The organism is Kordia sp. E, assembly GCF_056033805.1.
Map to the genome: position 1 here is coordinate 608,879 of NZ_JBRASR010000006.1, position 18,740 is coordinate 627,618.

14 protein-coding genes are annotated in these 18,740 nt (G+C 32.8%); 2 read left to right on the forward strand and 12 right to left on the reverse strand.

Annotation, left to right across the window (positions count from 1 at the left end; all coding sequences use genetic code 11):
• Positions 1-88: 88 nt before the first annotated feature.
• Positions 89-1,438, reverse strand: coding sequence for a RagB/SusD family nutrient uptake outer membrane protein (locus ACUUYC_RS24725; protein ID WP_474270378.1), 1,350 nt, complete (start codon positions 1,436-1,438; stop codon positions 89-91).
• Between the two features lie 11 nt (positions 1,439-1,449).
• Entirely contained in the window at positions 1,450-4,419 is a 2,970-nt protein-coding gene (locus ACUUYC_RS24730) for a SusC/RagA family TonB-linked outer membrane protein (protein ID WP_474270380.1), read from the reverse strand.
• 374 nt (positions 4,420-4,793) lie between these two features.
• Between ACUUYC_RS24730 and ACUUYC_RS24735 the strand changes: the two genes are divergently transcribed.
• The gene (locus tag ACUUYC_RS24735) at positions 4,794-5,618 is read left to right on the forward strand and encodes a tetratricopeptide repeat protein (protein ID WP_474270381.1); all 825 of its coding nucleotides are present in this window, start codon (positions 4,794-4,796) and stop codon (positions 5,616-5,618) included.
• Positions 5,619-5,621: 3 nt separating this feature from the next.
• On the opposite strand, the gene ACUUYC_RS24740 is transcribed toward ACUUYC_RS24735, so the two are convergent.
• The 4 genes from ACUUYC_RS24740 to ACUUYC_RS24755 all read right to left on the reverse strand — a co-directional run bounded on the left by ACUUYC_RS24740 (position 5,622) and on the right by ACUUYC_RS24755 (position 10,926).
• The gene (locus ACUUYC_RS24740; protein ID WP_474270382.1) at positions 5,622-7,109 is read right to left on the reverse strand and encodes a helix-turn-helix domain-containing protein; all 1,488 of its coding nucleotides are present in this window, start codon (positions 7,107-7,109) and stop codon (positions 5,622-5,624) included.
• A 242-nt stretch (positions 7,110-7,351) separates the two neighbouring features.
• A complete protein-coding gene (locus ACUUYC_RS24745; RefSeq protein ID WP_474270383.1) occupies positions 7,352-8,428 on the reverse strand; it encodes an AbiH family protein in 1,077 nt (358 codons plus the stop codon).
• A 209-nt stretch (positions 8,429-8,637) separates the two neighbouring features.
• Positions 8,638-10,029, reverse strand: coding sequence for a M20/M25/M40 family metallo-hydrolase (locus ACUUYC_RS24750; protein ID WP_474270384.1), 1,392 nt, complete (start codon positions 10,027-10,029; stop codon positions 8,638-8,640).
• An 18-nt stretch (positions 10,030-10,047) separates the two neighbouring features.
• Complete coding sequence (locus tag ACUUYC_RS24755; RefSeq protein WP_474270386.1) at positions 10,048-10,926, reverse strand: PPK2 family polyphosphate kinase; 879 nt, start codon at positions 10,924-10,926, stop codon at positions 10,048-10,050.
• A gap of 89 nt (positions 10,927-11,015) precedes the next feature.
• Between ACUUYC_RS24755 and ACUUYC_RS24760 the strand changes: the two genes are divergently transcribed.
• Positions 11,016-12,227, forward strand: coding sequence for a hypothetical protein (locus tag ACUUYC_RS24760; RefSeq protein ID WP_474270387.1), 1,212 nt, complete (start codon positions 11,016-11,018; stop codon positions 12,225-12,227).
• Positions 12,228-12,416: 189 nt separating this feature from the next.
• Here the strand turns inward: ACUUYC_RS24760 and ACUUYC_RS24765 are convergent, their stop codons facing one another.
• The 6 genes from ACUUYC_RS24765 to ACUUYC_RS24790 form a co-directional block, all read right to left on the reverse strand.
• Complete coding sequence (locus ACUUYC_RS24765) at positions 12,417-13,580, reverse strand: sigma-54-dependent transcriptional regulator (RefSeq protein ID WP_474270389.1); 1,164 nt, start codon at positions 13,578-13,580, stop codon at positions 12,417-12,419.
• A 1-nt stretch (position 13,581) separates the two neighbouring features.
• On the reverse strand, positions 13,582-14,448 hold the full coding sequence (locus ACUUYC_RS24770; protein ID WP_474270390.1) for a mechanosensitive ion channel family protein: 867 nt from the start codon (positions 14,446-14,448) through the stop codon (positions 13,582-13,584).
• A gap of 4 nt (positions 14,449-14,452) precedes the next feature.
• Complete coding sequence (locus ACUUYC_RS24775; RefSeq protein ID WP_474270391.1) at positions 14,453-15,766, reverse strand: ABC transporter permease; 1,314 nt, start codon at positions 15,764-15,766, stop codon at positions 14,453-14,455.
• A gap of 3 nt (positions 15,767-15,769) precedes the next feature.
• The gene (locus ACUUYC_RS24780) at positions 15,770-16,699 is read right to left on the reverse strand and encodes an ABC transporter ATP-binding protein (protein ID WP_474270392.1); all 930 of its coding nucleotides are present in this window, start codon (positions 16,697-16,699) and stop codon (positions 15,770-15,772) included.
• 184 nt (positions 16,700-16,883) lie between these two features.
• The gene (gene dnaJ / locus ACUUYC_RS24785) at positions 16,884-18,017 is read right to left on the reverse strand and encodes a molecular chaperone DnaJ (protein WP_474270394.1); all 1,134 of its coding nucleotides are present in this window, start codon (positions 18,015-18,017) and stop codon (positions 16,884-16,886) included.
• A gap of 62 nt (positions 18,018-18,079) precedes the next feature.
• Positions 18,080-18,640 carry a nucleotide exchange factor GrpE gene (locus ACUUYC_RS24790; RefSeq protein WP_474270395.1) on the reverse strand — a complete coding sequence of 187 codons (561 nt, stop codon included), beginning with the start codon at positions 18,638-18,640 and terminating at the stop codon, positions 18,080-18,082.
• Positions 18,641-18,740: the final 100 nt, after the last annotated feature.

Sequence of the window (18,740 nt, forward strand, 5' to 3'; positions counted from 1 at the left end):
ATCCTAATCATACCTAGGATGTGTTGTAAAAATGCCCTTTTATTAAACTAACCAATCTTTTAACGAACAGCCAATACGTAATTAGAGCTTAATACCCTGAATTTTGTTGCGTATCTGGACACGCATTGATTTGATTTTGTGGAATTGGAAATACCAATTCGTCTGCATCAAAAGAGAAACCTTCTATTGTAAGTTGTCTTCTTTTGAAATCGTGCAAATATTGTCCTTCAAAAGCTAATTCTGCGATTCTTTCTGTCAATACACTGTTAGTAGTAGCTGTTACACTCGGTAATCCAACTCTAGCTCTAACTGCATCTAAATCTTGTTGTGGTGGTGCTCCAACGGAAGTTGCAAGTTCTAAGTTTGCTTCTGCTCTGATTAGTAATAACTCTGGCAAACGTACCATTTGAACATTTCCAAATTGATTGTACCATTTGGTAGTGTAGTTTCCGATAATCATGGCAACATTCGGATTTGCGTTTAATCCTCTATTTTGAGAGGTTAAGAAGCTTTCAAACCCAGCAGTTATTCTTACATCACCTCTTCCACCTTGCCCACTTGGTGCCCAAAAAGTATTCATCCCGTTAGCTCCATCAATTTCTGAAACTTGTATTGAGAAGATATCTTCCGATGTATTTGCATCTTGTGCAAAAGCAAATCGATAGGTAGGAACCATACTTGCACCTGAATCATTTATAGCTTCATTTGCAGCATCTCTTGCGCCTGCATAGTTTCCTATTTGTAAATACACGCGTGCCAACACAGCATTTACAGTTGCTTTGTTTGCGTATATTCCATTGTTAGAAGGAACTAATGAACTCGCAGCAATTAAATCAGTTAAGATTATATCATATACTTGTTGTACTGTACTTCGAGAATCACAATTAGATGCAATATCTCCGCCATTGAAAGGACTTGCTTCTGTTTTTAATATAATTCCTGGATTTGAACTTGCATTTCCGTCACTATATGGTTTTGCAAATAGTTTTATCAATTCAAAATGAATTAGCGCTCTCGCAAATAGTGCTTCTCCTTCTACTCTATCTTGATCAGCATCATTTACAACATCTATAGCTTCTAATACTAAATTTGCTCTGTTAATTGTACTATATCCTATATTAAATATATTATTGACTCTACTATTTGTTGTTAATATTTGTTTGTCTATAATTTGCTGTGGATCATTGAATGTTCCACCAAACATTATTTTTCCATCTGCCGCCAACAATTCTGAGACAAAGATTAAATCTCCTCCAAGTAAAGCTGTACTCGACATTGTATTGTAGACTCCATTGAGCGCTCCAATTACTTTTTCATTACTATTTAATGCACTACTGGCACTAAGCGTATTTAAAGGTTCAGCATCTACATAGTCTTCACATGAAAATGAGAGATATGCAATGATGACCATTATATAGTGTATATATTTATTTTTCATATTATCATTTTTTAAAATCCAACTTTTACTCCTACTGTTACTGTTTTTGCTTGCGGTGCGGAATAGAAATCTACACCTTGAAATATGTTATTTCCATTCGCTAAAAAGTCTGTACTTACTTCTGGATCCCATCCATCATATTTTGTGAATGTTAATAGATTTTGTCCAGTTACATAGATTCGTAAATCTGTTAGTTTAATTTTTTCCAACAGTTTTGGATTGAAGTTATATCCTAGTGAAATATTTTTTAATCGTATGTATGAACCATCTTGTAAAAATCGACTTGATGCTGATGTACCGTTTCCTCCAACTAATCTAGGTTGTGGAATGTCTGTATTTGGATTATCAGGCGTCCAATAATTCAATTCACTAATTAATTGATTGTCGATAAAATCACCTCCAACCATAAATCCGTCAGCCGCTTTGTGAATTTTATTTCCTTGTACTACATTAAATAGAAAACTTAGATCTATGTTTTTATAGCGTAATTGATTACTGATTCCGGCAATCCAATCTGGATTTGGGCTTCCTAACACTGTAAAGTTTGCTGCATTCGGATTATTTGTTGTTCCGTCTGTGCCATCATTTAAGAAATACAATGCATCTCCATTTGCTGGATCGACACCTGCATATTCTCTTCCAAAGAAAACACCAATTGGCTCTCCTTCTATTAATGCATTCATATAACTATCATTGGTGCTGAGAATTGGTTGTCCATTGATCAACTTCGTCACTTCGTTTTTATTTTTTGAAAAATTGATATTGGTTTCCCATTTGAAATCTTCACTATCTACGTTTACAGTATTTAAAGTAAGCTCAAAACCTTTGTTTTCTATGTTTCCAACATTTGCAGAGAATCCTGTAAAACCTGAAGTTGCATCAATTGGTCTTCGTTGGATTAAATCTTTTGTTTGTTTCGCATAGTAATTCAATTCAAGATTTATTCTATTGTCAAGAAAACCTAATTCCAATCCAACATCAAACGTCGCTGTTGTTTCCCATGACAAATCATTGTTTGCCAATTGCGTTGGAGACAATCCTGCTAATTTATTGTAGGCAACTGGTGAGAATAAAGCCAAGCTAGGAAAACCATTAAAGTTGTTTCCGTTGATTCCATAACTAGTTCTCAATTTCATAAAGCTGATTACTTTTGAATCTTTTAAAAATTCTTCTTCTGAAATTTTCCAAGCTCCTGAAACTGCTGGAAAGAATACACCGCCATCAAACGCTGTACTTTCATCATATCGTCCTGTAAAACTCATTATATATTTGTTATTGAGTTTATAGGTTAATCTACCAAAGTACGAATAGAAGCCATTGTTTGCTGTAGAACCAAAAACGCCAGTAGGAACAGCTCCAGTCCCCGTTTGATCTAACCCTGAAATAAACCCCGTCGCTGTTCCGCCGGCAATTTCTGTTCTTGTTTTTTGTGCTTCTGTTCCAATCACTAGATTGATATCGTGAATGTCATTGAATTTTTTATCTATGGTAGCATACACTTTTGGGGAGAATGTCTGAAACTTTGTGATCGTTGTTGAACCAAATCCTCCTGTAACTCCATTTCCTTGTGTATTGGAATTTCTAAATACAAATGCTTTTCTTGATCCTCTATCTAAACCGAGTTCTCCTCTAATATTAAACCAATCTGTAAGTTTATAATCAGCATATATGTTGGCTAAAATTCTATCTGAAGTTGTATTTCTTGTCGAATTTGCATCTTCTATTAATGCACTATAATATCCGCTTATTATACTTCCTACTCCATCATAGCTAATTAAGTCCCCATTTTCATCTCTAATTGGTGATATTGGCGCTTGTGCAACCAACTGAATTGGTGTTGCAAACGCATTATCTCCAGCAACACTATTGGTTTCCAATCTGCTGATCGTTGCACTCAGTCCTAAACTTATACGATCATTTACGTTGTGTTCGTAATTTAAAATACCGTTGAGTTTCTTTAAATCATTTCCAATCAAAATACCTTCTTGATGATCATAAGATAGATTTGTATAGAATTTGCTTTTTTTGCTTCCGCCAGATGCGCCAACACTAAATTGTACCAACTTCGCATTACGAAAGGCTAAGTCTTGCCAATCAGTATCTACATCTTGACCTTGTGATAAATCGTCCAAAATTATATCTGCAAAGACATTTCCAGTATCATCTCCAAACCTATTGACTGCAGCTACTCTAAAAAAGTCTCTATATTGAGCCGCATTCATATATTCTCTAAGGTTTGTAGGTTCGCTAGAACCGTTTTGAAAGTCAACTTGAAACCTCGTTTTTCCTTCTTTTCCTTTTTTAGTGGTGATTAAAACCACTCCGTTTGCACCTCTTGAACCATAAATTGCCGTCGCTGCAGCATCTTTCAATACTTCTAACGATTCAACATTATTAAAGTTAATGTCTCTCGTTCCGCCAGCAATCACTAAACCATCAACTACATATAATGGTTCATTGTTTCCGCCAATAGAGTTTGTTCCTCGAATTCTGACTTTGATAGCGCCATCAATTTTTCCACTTTGACTTTCAATAAAAACACCGGAAGCCTTACCAGATAACGCTTCTTGTATTGAAGCAACTGGTACATTGTCCAGTTCATCTGACTTTATCTTGGTAATAGCTCCGGTATTATCTACTTTACTTGATTTCCCGTATCCAACAATTAATACTTCGTTTAGTAAAGTAGCATCCTCTTTCATGGTAATATTTATAATCAGCGCATCGGCTACTGTTGTTTCTTGATTTTTAAATCCTACGTACGAAAACACTAGTACATCTCCTTTTTTACAACTGATGGTATAGTTTCCATCAAAATCTGACAGTGTTCCTGTTTGTGTTCCTTTCACAACAATGGTAACTCCTAATAATGGTGTTCCTTTGTCATCTACAATGTTACCTGTAACATTTTTTTCTTGTGCCAATACTATACTGATATTAAACAGCAATAGTAATAGCATTTTAATGTGTTTCTTTTTCATAGAAATAACTTTTTTAGTTTGTACTCGTTTTAAATGCTAAAAAAGTGTTGATGAAATTTATACCTACTCATGCAATTTTTTAATATGTGCGGGAATACAGTTTTAGAGATTGTATAAAGAATTCACTACTGCTTTTTTTACTACCATAAAAGAACTATGAATTTCATTTTTTTTAGGGAATCCCTATAGATGTTACCGCCTCCGAAGAATGTTTACCTTTCGTTTACTCGTGAATGTTTGATTTGTTGTAAATGTTGTGGAAGTATTACAGATAGAAATACTATAGATGATTTTGATATAAAGTAAGATTGATATAATTTTAATACTTATATCATATGTCTAAGTATAGATGTAAAAGAGATAACAAGAAAATAATGAAAATAGTAACTAGAATTTTAATTGGATTATTAATAGTAAGCTCTTGCAAAAACAACAGTCAAAAATCAAATTCATCTCAAATGAGTACTTCTAAAATTACATTTACTGATTCTTTAGGAAATAAAATATCAAAAGAAGAATTGGCTAAATCAAATGGAACTTATAATTATGCCGTACATGGGATTGAAAAAATTTCTCAATCTGCCAAATTATTACACAATACAGCAAGGAAACATGGTCAAAATGGTGATTATGGAAAAGCTATCGTAACTTTAAACCTAGCACTAGAAAAAGCTCCAAATTGGGCTTATCCTGCATATGATTTAGCATATACATATTTATTAAAAAACGATTTTGATAATGCGCTCAAATATTATCGATTAACAGATAGCTTAGCTCCCAAAGGTTTTTTTACTTCTAAAGTAGCGCTATATACATTAGAGAAAGAGAAAAAAGGAGAATTTCAACAAGGGCTTTATAAAATGTATTCTTCACTTGAATGGATTAATGATCCTAAAGAAAAGTTAGAAATGACCAAATTATTAATTTCGAAATTTCCAACATTTGCTCCAGGATGGAAAGATTATTCATCTCTCTTGGAAGGAGAAGAAAGAAAAAAAGCCATAGAAAAAGGGTTAGCACTTAATCCAGATGTGGAAACAAAAGGAATACTATTAATTAATATGGCATTAATAATTCAAGATGAAGGAAATAAGGAACAGTCTATTGAAATTTTAACTAACCTAATTTTCGATTCAAATTCTACTTTTGGAAATATAGAGCTTGCAAAATTTGTTTTAAATAATATTATTACAGAATAAGCACTACGCCACACGTGCAGCTTTCAAAAATTGAGAAGGTGTTTGTGCAAAGTGCTTTTTAAACGATTTATTGAACGTTACCTTGTTGTTAAACCCAACTTCATACGCTATATCAATAATGTTTAAGTTATTGTGAATATCATGTTTTAGTATTTCAGAAGCTTCATTGATTCGATATTGATTGATCAATTCAAAGAAATTTAATTGAAAGTGTTCATTTATCACTTGAGACGTATTATGTCGTGTTGTATTCAACATGATGGAAAGCTTCTCCAAATTGATGTCATTCTTTTTATATATTTTTTGATTATTCAGTAAATACAACAATTGTTCTTTTAGTTCTCTCGATAAACTAGCTGTCAATCCTGAATTTCTATATTTATCTTTAATCCTAGTTATGTAACTATTCGTAATAACTTTAGGTTGAATGTACGCCATAAAACCAATATACAACACCATCGAAGTCATAATACATATTTGAAAATGATATAAAAAATCACTTCTAGGAATGATACGAATTACAACCAAACAATACACCGTAAAGCTCATTATATAGAGAAATATTAGCACAACTAAATTTCGTTGCCATTTTTGTACACGTTCACTAATTTTAGGATTCTTTCGAATGTCTCTATTGTATATTTTTAATACAAAATAACCATATCCATAAAGTAAAATAAACTTTGTAAAAACCATTGGCGGTAAAAATGATGTATAATTAATGGCGCTTGTGTATAACATTATCTTTAACTTCTCTTCTTCTGGAAGTACTAATAATGGAAGTAATATCGTTATAATTATAACTGTAGGTATAAGGTGTAATAAATGTAGTTTTTGAAACACATACTTTTTGGTAATACTTTTAAAATAAAAATAAAGCAATGGTCCATCTACAAATACTAATAAAGTTGACATAAATAACGCATGCGGAAATCTATATTTCAAATTTGAATCGTACAGAAATAAGTGAAGTATAAAAAGTGAGCGTACAAATATGAAGATACTTATAAATATAATCGCGCTTTTATTTTTATTCCGTTTAAAATTCATAATAACGGCAATAAAGAATCCTATTAATGCAGAGAATAAGTAGAATAGATTGTACCATGTAAAATTTATTCTATACTTCTTAACTAGTTTTTGAAATGGCGCAGTATTTTTTACCGCGACAAATTCACTAGTATGAATAAAGTTGAGTTCGTAACTCATCTTAATATACTTATTAGCATAAAAAGACGCTTTTTCTACTTCGTTATTTTGCGCGTACTTATACGCCAGTTCTTTGTAGATAGGAATACTATCCACAGAACTAGGTGTTAATTTTAAATTTTCTACATCATAGAAATAGGAGAATTTCTCCGACGTAGTTTTTTGTAACTCCGTTTGATGGTTATCAGGGTTATTTTGGTTGTGTCCGAAGACACTTATTCTAGGGTTGAAAAAAATAAGAACAAATACCATCAAACGTGTTATTTGAATTAGTCCTTTCATAGCAATACGGTTTACCTAAATATACAATTTTATTCGTATAAAATAAGCTCTATTGGTGTCTCCCGATAAAGTTTTACCTTTTTTACGATGAATTATGCAATAAATTATGAAGCTTTTTCCTGTTATTATTATGTTAATTACAATTATAACCACATAACTGACAAGTAATTACCATTTATAAGTATGATTTCCCCTAAAGCAAACTGAAATAATAAGACAATAATTAAGACTGTTATTAGAAATTAATCACTTTTGATATTCAATTGTATTTTTGGTGTTGGAATTGACTTATCAAAAGGAACAATTTTGGTTCGCATACTTGCTTTATTTTCAAAGTGACGCGATATTTCATAAACCGTATTTGTATATCCTTTAATGCCATTGTAATAGAATATTTTGATTGATTTGCAGTTATCGTGTTCAAAAACATGATTTAGTAACGTTCTGTCAGAAAGTCCACAGGAATGTCCAATGATATAGATTTCATAACCTTCTGTACTTCCATCTAAAAAACGAATCAAATCTTGATAATTAGACGTTTTTAAATACTGAAAAGATTTTATATGTTCAAAATATGCGTTGTTGTTTAACTCTTCTATCTCTTGGTAACTCGTATCCTTTTCATCTCCAAAACCAAATATGATTGGATTTTCAAAATTTTCCAGCTCTCCATGAATATAATTCACTTCTGGGTCTCCTAAATTGTGTATTATTTCACGTTCAATTAAATAATCTTCTATTAAAGTTGTATAGTTGAAGTTTAAAAAAATTGTTTTCTCAGGGTATATGGTTGCTTTAGTAAAAAAACCTTCTTTAAAATCTTTATTCTTAGTTATAAAAATGTCTAAAAATCCTTTACCTGGTATAAATTCATATTTCTGTTCTACTTCTTCTAACAAGTATTTCCCTAAAAGATTTTTAAGCGTTTCAAAGTCTTTGTTTATTTCTTTAATGTCAAAATACTTTGGATCTAGGAGACTTTTTTTCAACAATCCATAATATGCTGCTTCAATATCAACCCAGTTATTACGATCAAATCTATTTAATAATTCTTTTAATAAGTGACCTTCATAACTAAATATAACGACTTTATTCCTTGATCGTACGTATGCTAATAATTCTTTTACATTGTTAAATGCGTCAATCTCTTCATCCCAGTTTTCTCTATAATGAATGTTCTTCTCTACTTTCATTAATCCAGATCCATCATACTTTTCCTTAAAAACTTCTTTCAAATACCACAACATAAAGTCTTCATAACGCGTTGGTAAACCATGTGCTAAATCAAATCCGTTTCCGAGAATTACTAATCTGTTCATGTAAATGTGTGCTTTCTTAACTATAAATTTGTTTAAAATTTGTATAACCGTCATTCTGAATTTATTTCAGAATCTCACACTGTTTATCTTAAGTTTGTTGTGGGAAACTGAATCAAGTTCAGTTTGACGCAAATTGTCCTTTTTCTAAATATAAAAAATCCCGCTTCAAGAAGCAGGATTTTTATGTAATTAAATATGTTAATCAGGTATTACCCTTTTATTTTCTTCTTTTTTACTGTTCCATATTTGTCAAATAAATATACTAAAGACGTCATGGTTGCTGCTCCTAATTCTAATTCACGCTTGTTTACCGCATCAAAAGTATCGTTCGCTGCATGATGATGATCAAAATAACGTTGTGAATCTGGGCGTAAGCCAGCTAATACAATTTGATTGTCTTTTAACGGGCCAATATCTGCGCCACTTCCACCTTTTTCAAAATAATGAATTAAATATGGTTTAAATAATGCTTTCCAACTTTCTACTTGCGCGAAATTCTCAGGTGAGCAATCAAATGAAAATCCTCTTGGTGTAAATCCACCAGCATCACTTTCTAAGGCAAAGACATGTTTTTCACCTTTATTTTTAGCAACTTCTGCATACTTTTTTCCACCACGTAATCCATTTTCTTCATTCATGAATAACACAACTCGTATCGTACGTTTTGGTTTGTATCCTGTTTCTTTCATCAAACGCAGTACTTCCATACTTTGTACAACGCCAGCACCATCATCGTGTGAACCATCTCCCAAATCCCAAGAATCTAAATGTCCACCAACAATAATGATTTCATTTGGAAATTCACTTCCAGTAATTTGACCAATTACATTATGCGATTTTACATCATCGTATTGTTTACAATGCATGGTAAACGCAAATTTTGTTTTTGCGTCTTTTTGCAATTGTTTGCTTAGTAATTCTGCTCCGTTTGTACTAATTGCCGCCGCAGGAATTCTGTCTTCTACTGCAACATCTTCATATCCCATACTTCCTGTATGTGGATAATCGTCCATACGTAAATTCATTGAACGAACTACAACACCAACAGCTCCATACTTTAAAGCTTCTTTTGCACCAGCATACCGCTGATCTACACAACCTCCATAGGCTTCAAACGTACTAATTAAGTCTGCTTGCATCGGACGATTGTAGAATACTATTTTTCCCTTAATCTTAGCTTTTCCAAGTTTTTTTAAATCATCTATACCTTTTACTTCAACGATTTCTGCTTCAACACCACCATTTTTAGTCGCTACAGATCCACCTAAAGCACATATTGGAACTTGTGTTTTTCCAGAAGCTGTTACTATATATCCTTCTTCCGCTTTTCCACGTTCCCATTTCGGAACCATTACTTCTTGCAACCAAACTTTATCCAAGCCTAATGCTTCTAATTCTGACTTTGTATACTGAACTGCTTTTGCTGCATTGCTTGATCCTGAAAGTCGTCCGCCAATTTTATTGGATAAATGATCTAACCAAGCATAACTTTGCCCGTTAACTAAGGAAGTTGAGTATACACTTTTTAGTTGCTTTTCATCTGCGCTTTGGGCAAAACCAATAGCAGTTGCTAAGAATAATAATATTGAAAGTTTTTTCATTTGGGTAGTATTTGGTACTTATTCTGATTCTAATTGTTTTTTGTATTCGTCAAGATTTGCCTTGATATCATCATCCAATTCTGGTTCGTCAATATCTGTGTATTCTTTTAACGTATCATATATTGTTTTTGCAACAATATAGCGCGCTGTTGGTTTATCATCTGCAGGAATTGCATACCAAGGTGCATGTGGTTTGCTAGATTTATTCAAAACTTCTTCGTAACATTCTTGGTATTTGTCCCAGAGTTTGCGCTCTTTTAAATCGCCAGGAGAGAATTTCCAGTTTTTTTCTTTGAGATCTAAACGACGTAAAAGCCTATTTTTTTGTTCATCTTTCGAAATATTCAGAAAAAACTTGAAGATGATCGTTCCATTATCAGCAATGTGCTTTTCAAAATTATTGATTTGCTCAAAACGTTTCGCCCAAAATTCATCATTTATATCATCAACGCTTTCAACTCCTGGAATATTTTCGCCCATAATGTAGTAAGGATGCACACGAGTCACCAATACATTTTCATAATGTGTTCTGTTAAAAATAGAAAATTTCCCTCTTGCTGGTAACGCAATGTAATGTCTCCATAAATAATCGTGCTTTAATTCTAATTCCGTTGGCACTTTAAAACTATGCACAACAATTCCACGTGTATTGAAATCTTTAAAAACTTCACGAATCAAACTGTCTTTTCCTGCTGTATCCATTCCTTGTAAACAAACCAATACACTATATTTTCCATGTGCATATAACGTATCTTGTAGTTTTCCTAAATCTTCTCGAACATCTTCTAGTTCTTTTTTGATTTCTTTTTTAGATTCTCCAAGATCAAATTTGGTACTGGTTTCACTCAGTTTTATAGTATCAGTTACTTTAAAAGTGTTTGTATCGAAATGCTTCATGCGTTACTATTTTTCTTTGAATGCTAAATATACGGATTGTCCCTCACTTTTTTTGTAGTTTAGCCGCTTCAAATTATGAGTATTGCATTATGAAGTATCAAAAATTAGTTTTCGTATTGTTTTTGTGTTTGAATTCGATTGCATTCGCGCAAAGCGATCAAGATTCAATTCCTGCATTTACCAAAAATGGAATTTCTAAACCAAGTATTGTATCTACAAATCCATTCGGAATTTTCATTTCTCGTTTGAACCATAATTTTAAATTAAGGGCTTCCAAACGTAATGAACTGAGTGTTAATTTGGAAAGTGGAAATGTTTGGGGACCGAATGTAAAAACGTACATTCCAAATGATGAAGCGCTTCGAGAGCAAATGCGAGGAATTCCTTGGTATAGTCGCCAATCTTTTGTAAATCAAGAGTTGATTGATGCAGATACATTTGAAATAGAAACTGACGGAGTTATTAAAGGCTTGCGTGTTGATTTGACGATTCCTATCAAAAAAAATCAAGAATTAGTTGTTGGTTTACGAGCTTTTATATTGACAAATGGAAAGTTTCCTTTTTCAATATTTACAAACGATAAATTTATTGAGTTTTTTCATGATAATATTGCTGGTGGAAAAGATCCGTTTGACCGAAAAGTGTTTGGTTTGGATAAAGCAAGTATTCAGTATACAGATAGAAACGGAAGAAGATTGAGCGCTGGAAATGGTGATTTTTTAACTGCCGGAATTGAAACACATTATTATTATTATCCTGAATTTTTAAATGATAAGAAGATTTACTTGAATTTTGGTGCGCATCTAGGAACAAATCTTTCAAAATATAATATGTCTATGGACGTTGGTTTGTCTGCCGCTGGTGTAAAACAATTCGATTTGAATGATCGTAATTTTATATTATTTGGTTTAGGGACAAATGTATTTCGCAAAAATGCGGTTGATTTACAAAATGACAATCTCGATTTTGGAACGAATGATTTTATCGGAAGTTTGGAAACGAATGTTGAATACACATTTTTATCTAAAGGAAAAACCTATCATTCATTTGGTCTGAGCTTTTATGTTCAAACAAGTTTACATAAAAAAGACGAAGATGAATATAATATATATATCCGAGATGATGAAGCTTTTAATTCTTGGGGACATGGAACGCGTCATTTGTATAAAAACAATAATTATTGGACGTTGATGTATACGTTTACACGAAAAGTTTCAACTTCAATTTATATCCAACAAGATTTTACTGTAAATAATAATCCTGATCTACAAACTGGAATTAGTGTAAAGTTTGGGATTTAGATTTTTAGACCGCTTTCGCTGTTAGATGTTAGATCGCTTCGCTTTTAGATTTCATATCGAGAAATACTATTTTTTCATCATACCAAGCTTAACTCGACATCACATAACCTAACTCACTCATGATGAGAAACTGAATCAAGTTCAGTTTGACGCAAAAAAAATCAGCTACAAGAGCTGATTTTTTTTGTTTTATTTAGAAGCGAATAATTTCACATCTTCTTCTGTGACTTCTTGTCCTCCAAGAATAATGAGTCGTTCTATAACATTTCGTAATTCTCTAATGTTTCCTGTCCAATCGTATTCTTGCAATAGTTTAACAGCTTTGTCTGAAAATTTCTTTGCAACTGTTCCTTGTGCAGTTGCTATTTTTCCTGTAAAGTAATTGATTAGTAAAGGAATGTCTTCTCTTCTATCATTTAATGCAGGAACTTTTATTAAGATAACTGCTAATCTATGATATAAATCTTCACGAAATTTACCGTCTGCAATTTCTTTTTTTAAGTCTTTATTGGTTGCTGCAACAATTCGAACATTTACTTTTATGTCTTTGTCACTTCCAACACGTTGCACTTTACTTTCTTGTAATGCACGTAATACTTTCGCTTGCGCTGAAAGGCTCATGTCTCCAATTTCATCTAAGAAAATTGTTCCGCCATTTGCTGCTTCAAATTTTCCTGCTCTGTCTTTGTTTGCACTTGTAAACGCACCTTTTACGTGACCAAATAGTTCACTTTCGATCAATTCACTTGGAATTGCCGCACAGTTTACTTCAATCATCGGGCCTTTACTACGTTCACTTTTTTGGTGTAACCAATGTGAAACTAATTCTTTTCCTGTTCCGTTTGGACCTGTAATTAATACACGTGCATCCGTTGCAGCTACTTTTTCAATCATGTCTTTGATTTGTTGAATCGCATCTGATTCACCAATCATTTCATAATTTTTACTTACTTTTCTTTTAAGTCGTTTGTTTTCAACAACCAACTCTTTTTTATCAAGTGCGTTTCGTACTGTATTTAATAGTCTGTTTAAATCTGGTGGTTTTGAAATATAGTCAAAAGCTCCTAAACGCATTGTATTTACGGCTGTATCTAAATCTCCATGACCAGAAATCATCACAAAAGGAGTTTCAGGTTTTATCTTTTTAGCAGCTTCCAATACTTCTACTCCATCCATCTTTGGCATTTTTATATCACATAATACCAAATCATAATCTTCTTTTTTGACAAGTTCCATACCAGCCAATCCATCTTCAGCTTGCGATACTTCATAGGTATCATTTTCTTCAGATAAGATTTTAACCAATACTCTACGAATTGCCGATTCATCTTCTATTACTAATATTTTAGGCATACTATTCTATTTTTGAATTATAAACATGCACGTCACGTTGGGGAAATGGAATGCTTATATTGTTTTCATTAAATGTTTTATATACTTTATAACGTAATTTACTTTGTACTTCTGGTAAGTGAAAACTATCACCTATGTAAAAGTGTAATTTAAATTTTAAAGCGCTATCACCAAAGTCTGTAAAAAATACAGTTGGTTTGGGTTCGTTTAAAATTGCAGGTTCTTGCATTACAATTCCTAGCAATAATGCTTTTACTAGATCAACATCCGTACCATAAGCGACTCCAATGTCAATTGATTCTCTCGTCATGACATCATTTTGCGTCCAATTGAATAATATTTCGTTTAAAAACTTATGATTTGGAATCACAAGAATCTTGTCATCTTGTGTAATTGCTTTTGTTGTTCGTAATCCTACCTGCGTAATTTTCCCTACTTTTTTATCAATTTCTATAACATCATTTATAGTCACAGTTTTATCTACCAATATAAATATCCCAGAAATGATATCCTGAAATAGTTTTTGCATTCCCAATCCAATACCAACAAATAATGCCGTTGAAGCTGCTAAAAGCGCTGTAATTTTGACACCAGTTGCATCTAAAGACATGATGATGACAATGGAAAATATAAAGTATTTTACAAAGGTGAAGATTGTTTTGAAACGCGATTTACCTTCTTCATCTAAGCTTCTAGTAACTAAAATTCTTGCGTATCGCAATATTAATTGCGTTATAAAAAGCACAAAAATTAATGTTAGAACAGATCCAATAGTAACTTCTATATCATCATGACTTAGAAAAGGTATTGGTTTATCTAAAAAATCTAAAAAGTCTTTCGTAAAGATTGATGTATCTGATCCTTGCATAAAATTAGTATTTCAACCACTTGAATATTTCTTTGTAACTAGGCTTCTTACCGTACATTAATATTCCAACACGGTAAATTTTAGATGCAAACCAAACAGTTCCTGTAAAGGTAATATATAATATAACAACTGAAATTAATTGTTGCCAAATTGGAACACCAAATGGAATTCGCATTAACATTACTACTGGAGACGTAAATGGAATGTATGAAAATACTGTTGCAACGGTTCCATGTGGATCTTCTAATACAGTGAAACCTCCAACATATACAGCTAATATTAATGGCATTATGATTGGCATCATAAATTGTTGCGTATCAGTTTCATTGTCAACAGCTGCACCAATTGCGGCATATAACGAACTGTATAATAAATATCCTCCAATAAAGAACACAAAAAAGGCAACTACCAAATTTCCTAATGGTAAGCTTTGGAATACTTCGGCAACTTGCATTTGAAAGTTCATGTCAACCTGTTCTAATACTTCCTGTTGTTGTGCCATTTGTGCACCTACTAAATCTACACCAAATACAGCCGAGAAAACTAACATCATTATACCTCCCAAAATTAACCACATTACAAATTGTGTAACGCCAGCTAAGGAAGTTCCTATAATTTTCCCCATTAATAATTGTACGGGTTTTACCGAAGAAATAATCACTTCTATAATTCGATTTGTTTTTTCTTCTATTACACTACGCATAATCATATTTCCGTAGATAATGATAAACATGAAGAGTAGATATCCTGCTGCCAAACCAAAACCTAATTTGGAATAGTTAACAAATTTTGACGTACGTTCTCCTGTAAAACTTTCCTGAACAATGGCAACGTCCATTTTAGATTTCTTTACTAAAGAAACATCTACACCATTGGTTATAAAGGCTTCATCTGTTAGCTTTTTACTTAGTTTTCGCTCTAAACGCGATATGAATTTTAACGAAGGTGAATCTTCTGAGTAAAATTTTATATGCGTAGAAATGTCTTCAATAGATCCCTTGTTTTCAATATGTAACAAACCATATTCTTCCTTAGCTTCTACTAGTTTTTTTGCTTCTTCTAGTGTTTCTTCTGTTAGAATATTATACGTAATATTAGAATCTTCATCTACATTTTGTGTAAATATCTCCGAAATTTTTCCAGTTTCATCTAAAACAGAAACCGTTCGTTCTTTATTGCCGTTTACTTGTGTTAGATAAAAAATTAACGTTCCCAATCCAATCATAATTAATGGACTCAAAAACGTCATAACAATAAACGACTTGTTTCTAACTTTCGTTAAATATTCTCTTTTGATAATTAGTGGTAAGTGATTCATAGCCTAATTATTGTTTTCTACAGTTTGAATAAAAATATCATTTACACTCGGAATTACTTCTACAAAATGATTCACTTGCCCTTTTGAAGTTAGGTACGAAAGTAAATCGTTAGAAGTATCACCGTTTTTAAGTTTGATGTTTACTTTTAAATCATCATCGATTGACTTGAAAGTTGCATCTGTCAATTCAAACTTTTCGTTTAATACATTTTTTAGTTGTTGATTGTCTACTGCATTCACACCAACTTGATACGTATTGCTTTTATATTGACGTTTTACATCAATCAATTTTCCGTCTAATACTTTATTTGATTTGTGAATCAATGCAATATGATCGCACATTTCTTCTACAGATTCCATTCGATGTGTCGAAAAAATTACGGTTGCACCTTCATCTCTTAATTGTAGAATTTCATCTTTGATTCTGTTTGCATTGATTGGATCAAAACCACTAAATGGCTCATCAAAGATTAATAACTTAGGTTTGTGTAAAACCGTTACTACAAATTGTATTTTTTGCGCCATTCCTTTGGAAAGCTCTTGTATTTTTTTGTTCCACCAATCTGAAATTTCAAATTTTTCAAACCAATACTGTAAACGCATTTTTGCTTCAGATTTACTCAATCCTTTTAATTGTGCTAAATACAATGCTTGTTCACCAACTTTCATCGATTTATACAAACCGCGTTCTTCCGGCATGTATCCAATATCTTTAATATGAAATTGTTGTAATTCAGCTCCATCTAGCAAAACTTTACCAGCATCTGGCGCAGTAATTTGATTGATGATTCGGATGAGTGATGTTTTTCCAGCACCATTTGGACCTAGCAGTCCAAAAATACTTCCTTTAGGCACATCAATTGAAACTTTATTTAAGGCAGTATAGTCGCCATATTTTTTTACGACTTCTTTTGCTTGTAGAATTGAACTCATGAACGGTTTTTTATATAAGTAACGAGCTAGTGTATTTTGTTACAAGAAATATGAATATAAAACAAAACCCACCCTTAATAGGTATCAAGGATGGGAAAAAATTGCTATGAAAAAGAAAAAGTTACCGACCAGTTACGGTCAGCAACTTATCAAAGATAGTTTTTTTTTCGTAATACCAAAAGAATTACGAAAACATGTCTTTCACTTTTTCAAAAAATGATTTATCACTTTTTTCTGGACTTGGCACAAAATTCTCCTCTTCCGCCATTTTTTCAAAGAAGCTTCTTTGCTCTTTTGTCAATGTTTTCGGTGTCCACACGTTGATATGAACTAAGAGGTCTCCTTTTCCGTATCCATTTATGCTTGGAATTCCTTTTCCGCGCAAGCGTAATATTTTTCCTGACTGTACTCCCGATTCTACTTTAATTCTAACTTTCCCAGTTACGGTATCGATCTCTTTTGAGCTTCCTAAGGCAGCTTCTGAGTAACTAATGTATAAATCGTAGTGTAAATTATCACCTTCACGTTTTAGTGCTTCGTGCTCTTTTTCTTCAATGGCAACTAATAAATCTCCAGCGATTCCATTTCCAGGTGCTTCGTTTCCTTTTCCTGAAACTTTTAGTTGCATTCCTTCTTCAACTCCAGCTGGAATTTTGATGACTACTGTTTCTTCCGAAACTTTTAATCCATGTCCATCTGCATCTGCAGGTTTTTTATCAATTGATTGTCCAGCTCCACCACACGTAGTACATGTTGTAGACGTTTGCATTCTACCAAGTATTGTGTTTGTAATACGTGTCATTTGACCAGAACCATTACACGTACTACATGTTTTATAGCTTACGCCTGGTGCTTGTACTTTTCTGCGAACTTTTACTTTCTTTTCAACACCATTTGCAATTTCTTCTAACGAAAGTTTTACACGAATTCTTAGATTGCTTCCTTTTACACGTCGTTGTCTTCCTCCGCCGCTGCCACCAAAGCCACTGAATCCGCCACCGCCGCCAAAGCCGCCAAAGATATCACCAAACTGACTAAAGATGTCATCCATATTCATGCCGCCACCAAAGCCGCCACCGCCGAAACCGCCGCCGCCTTCAAAAGCTGCATGTCCATATTGATCATAACGAGCTTTTTTGTTATCATCACTCAAGACTTCATACGCCTCTGCTGCTTTTTTAAACATTTCTTCAGCTCCTTTATCATCAGGATTTTTATCTGGATGATATTGAATCGCTTTTTTACGATATGCTTTTTTTATTTCTGCAGCGGAAGCTCCTTTGCTTATGCCTAATATTTCGTAATAATCTTGTTTCATTTTACTGTACTTATTTCAAAAGATTTTTGTTGTGATGAACAACTTGTGGTCTTTTATAAAAATTATTGTCCAACTACTACTTTAGGGTATCTAATTATTTTTTCGCCCAAAGTATATCCTTTTTCAAGAACATCAATGATTTTACCTTTCATGTCATCCGTTGGAGCAGGAATTTGTGTTACGGCTTCATGATCTTCAGCATCAAACTTATCTCCAGCTTTTACTACAACTTCACCTAAGCCTTTTGCTTTTAGTGCTTCACGTAGTTTGTTGCTGATTAGCTCCACACCTTTTTTCACGTCTTCTGCATCTGTTTTAGCAATTTCTGCCAAAGCTCTGTCAAAATCGTCTAAAACTGGCAACATGGCAACAACAACATCCTTACTTGCTGTCTTGAAAAGCTCAACACGCTCTTTACTTGTTCTTTTTTTATAGTTTTCAAATTCAGCGAATAGACGTAAAAACTTGTCTTTTTCTTTTGCTAAATCTTCTTTTAATTGTTCTTCAACAGATATTTCTGTTGCTTCTGTAGTCTCTTCAACTGTTGTCTCTTCTGCTTTTGTAGCTTCTGGTTGTACAACTTCTTGTTCTTTCTCTACTTTAGTATCCTTTTTTTTGCTCATGATATATGTCCAAAAAATTTTTTATTATTTTCTCTTAATGGTTTGCAAAAGTACTGCCAATTATGGAAAAATGTCAAAATGTCACCAAAAATATTTTTAT

Bases quoted from the DNA above. Each gene is read 5' to 3' on its own strand.
- ACUUYC_RS24725 (WP_474270378.1), bottom strand. From the start codon at position 1,438: ATGAAAAATAAATATATACACTATATAATGGTCATCATTGCATATCTC.
- ACUUYC_RS24730 (WP_474270380.1), bottom strand. From the start codon at position 4,419: ATGAAAAAGAAACACATTAAAATGCTATTACTATTGCTGTTTAATATC.
- ACUUYC_RS24735 (WP_474270381.1), top strand. From the start codon at position 4,794: ATGAAAATAGTAACTAGAATTTTAATTGGATTATTAATAGTAAGCTCT.
- ACUUYC_RS24740 (WP_474270382.1), bottom strand. From the start codon at position 7,109: ATGAAAGGACTAATTCAAATAACACGTTTGATGGTATTTGTTCTTATT.
- ACUUYC_RS24745 (WP_474270383.1), bottom strand. From the start codon at position 8,428: ATGAACAGATTAGTAATTCTCGGAAACGGATTTGATTTAGCACATGGT.
- ACUUYC_RS24750 (WP_474270384.1), bottom strand. From the start codon at position 10,029: ATGAAAAAACTTTCAATATTATTATTCTTAGCAACTGCTATTGGTTTT.
- ACUUYC_RS24755 (WP_474270386.1), bottom strand. From the start codon at position 10,926: ATGAAGCATTTCGATACAAACACTTTTAAAGTAACTGATACTATAAAA.
- ACUUYC_RS24760 (WP_474270387.1), top strand. From the start codon at position 11,016: ATGAAGTATCAAAAATTAGTTTTCGTATTGTTTTTGTGTTTGAATTCG.
- ACUUYC_RS24765 (WP_474270389.1), bottom strand. From the start codon at position 13,580: ATGCCTAAAATATTAGTAATAGAAGATGAATCGGCAATTCGTAGAGTA.
- ACUUYC_RS24770 (WP_474270390.1), bottom strand. From the start codon at position 14,448: ATGCAAGGATCAGATACATCAATCTTTACGAAAGACTTTTTAGATTTT.
- ACUUYC_RS24775 (WP_474270391.1), bottom strand. From the start codon at position 15,766: ATGAATCACTTACCACTAATTATCAAAAGAGAATATTTAACGAAAGTT.
- ACUUYC_RS24780 (WP_474270392.1), bottom strand. From the start codon at position 16,699: ATGAGTTCAATTCTACAAGCAAAAGAAGTCGTAAAAAAATATGGCGAC.
- dnaJ (WP_474270394.1), bottom strand. From the start codon at position 18,017: ATGAAACAAGATTATTACGAAATATTAGGCATAAGCAAAGGAGCTTCC.
- ACUUYC_RS24790 (WP_474270395.1), bottom strand. From the start codon at position 18,640: ATGAGCAAAAAAAAGGATACTAAAGTAGAGAAAGAACAAGAAGTTGTA.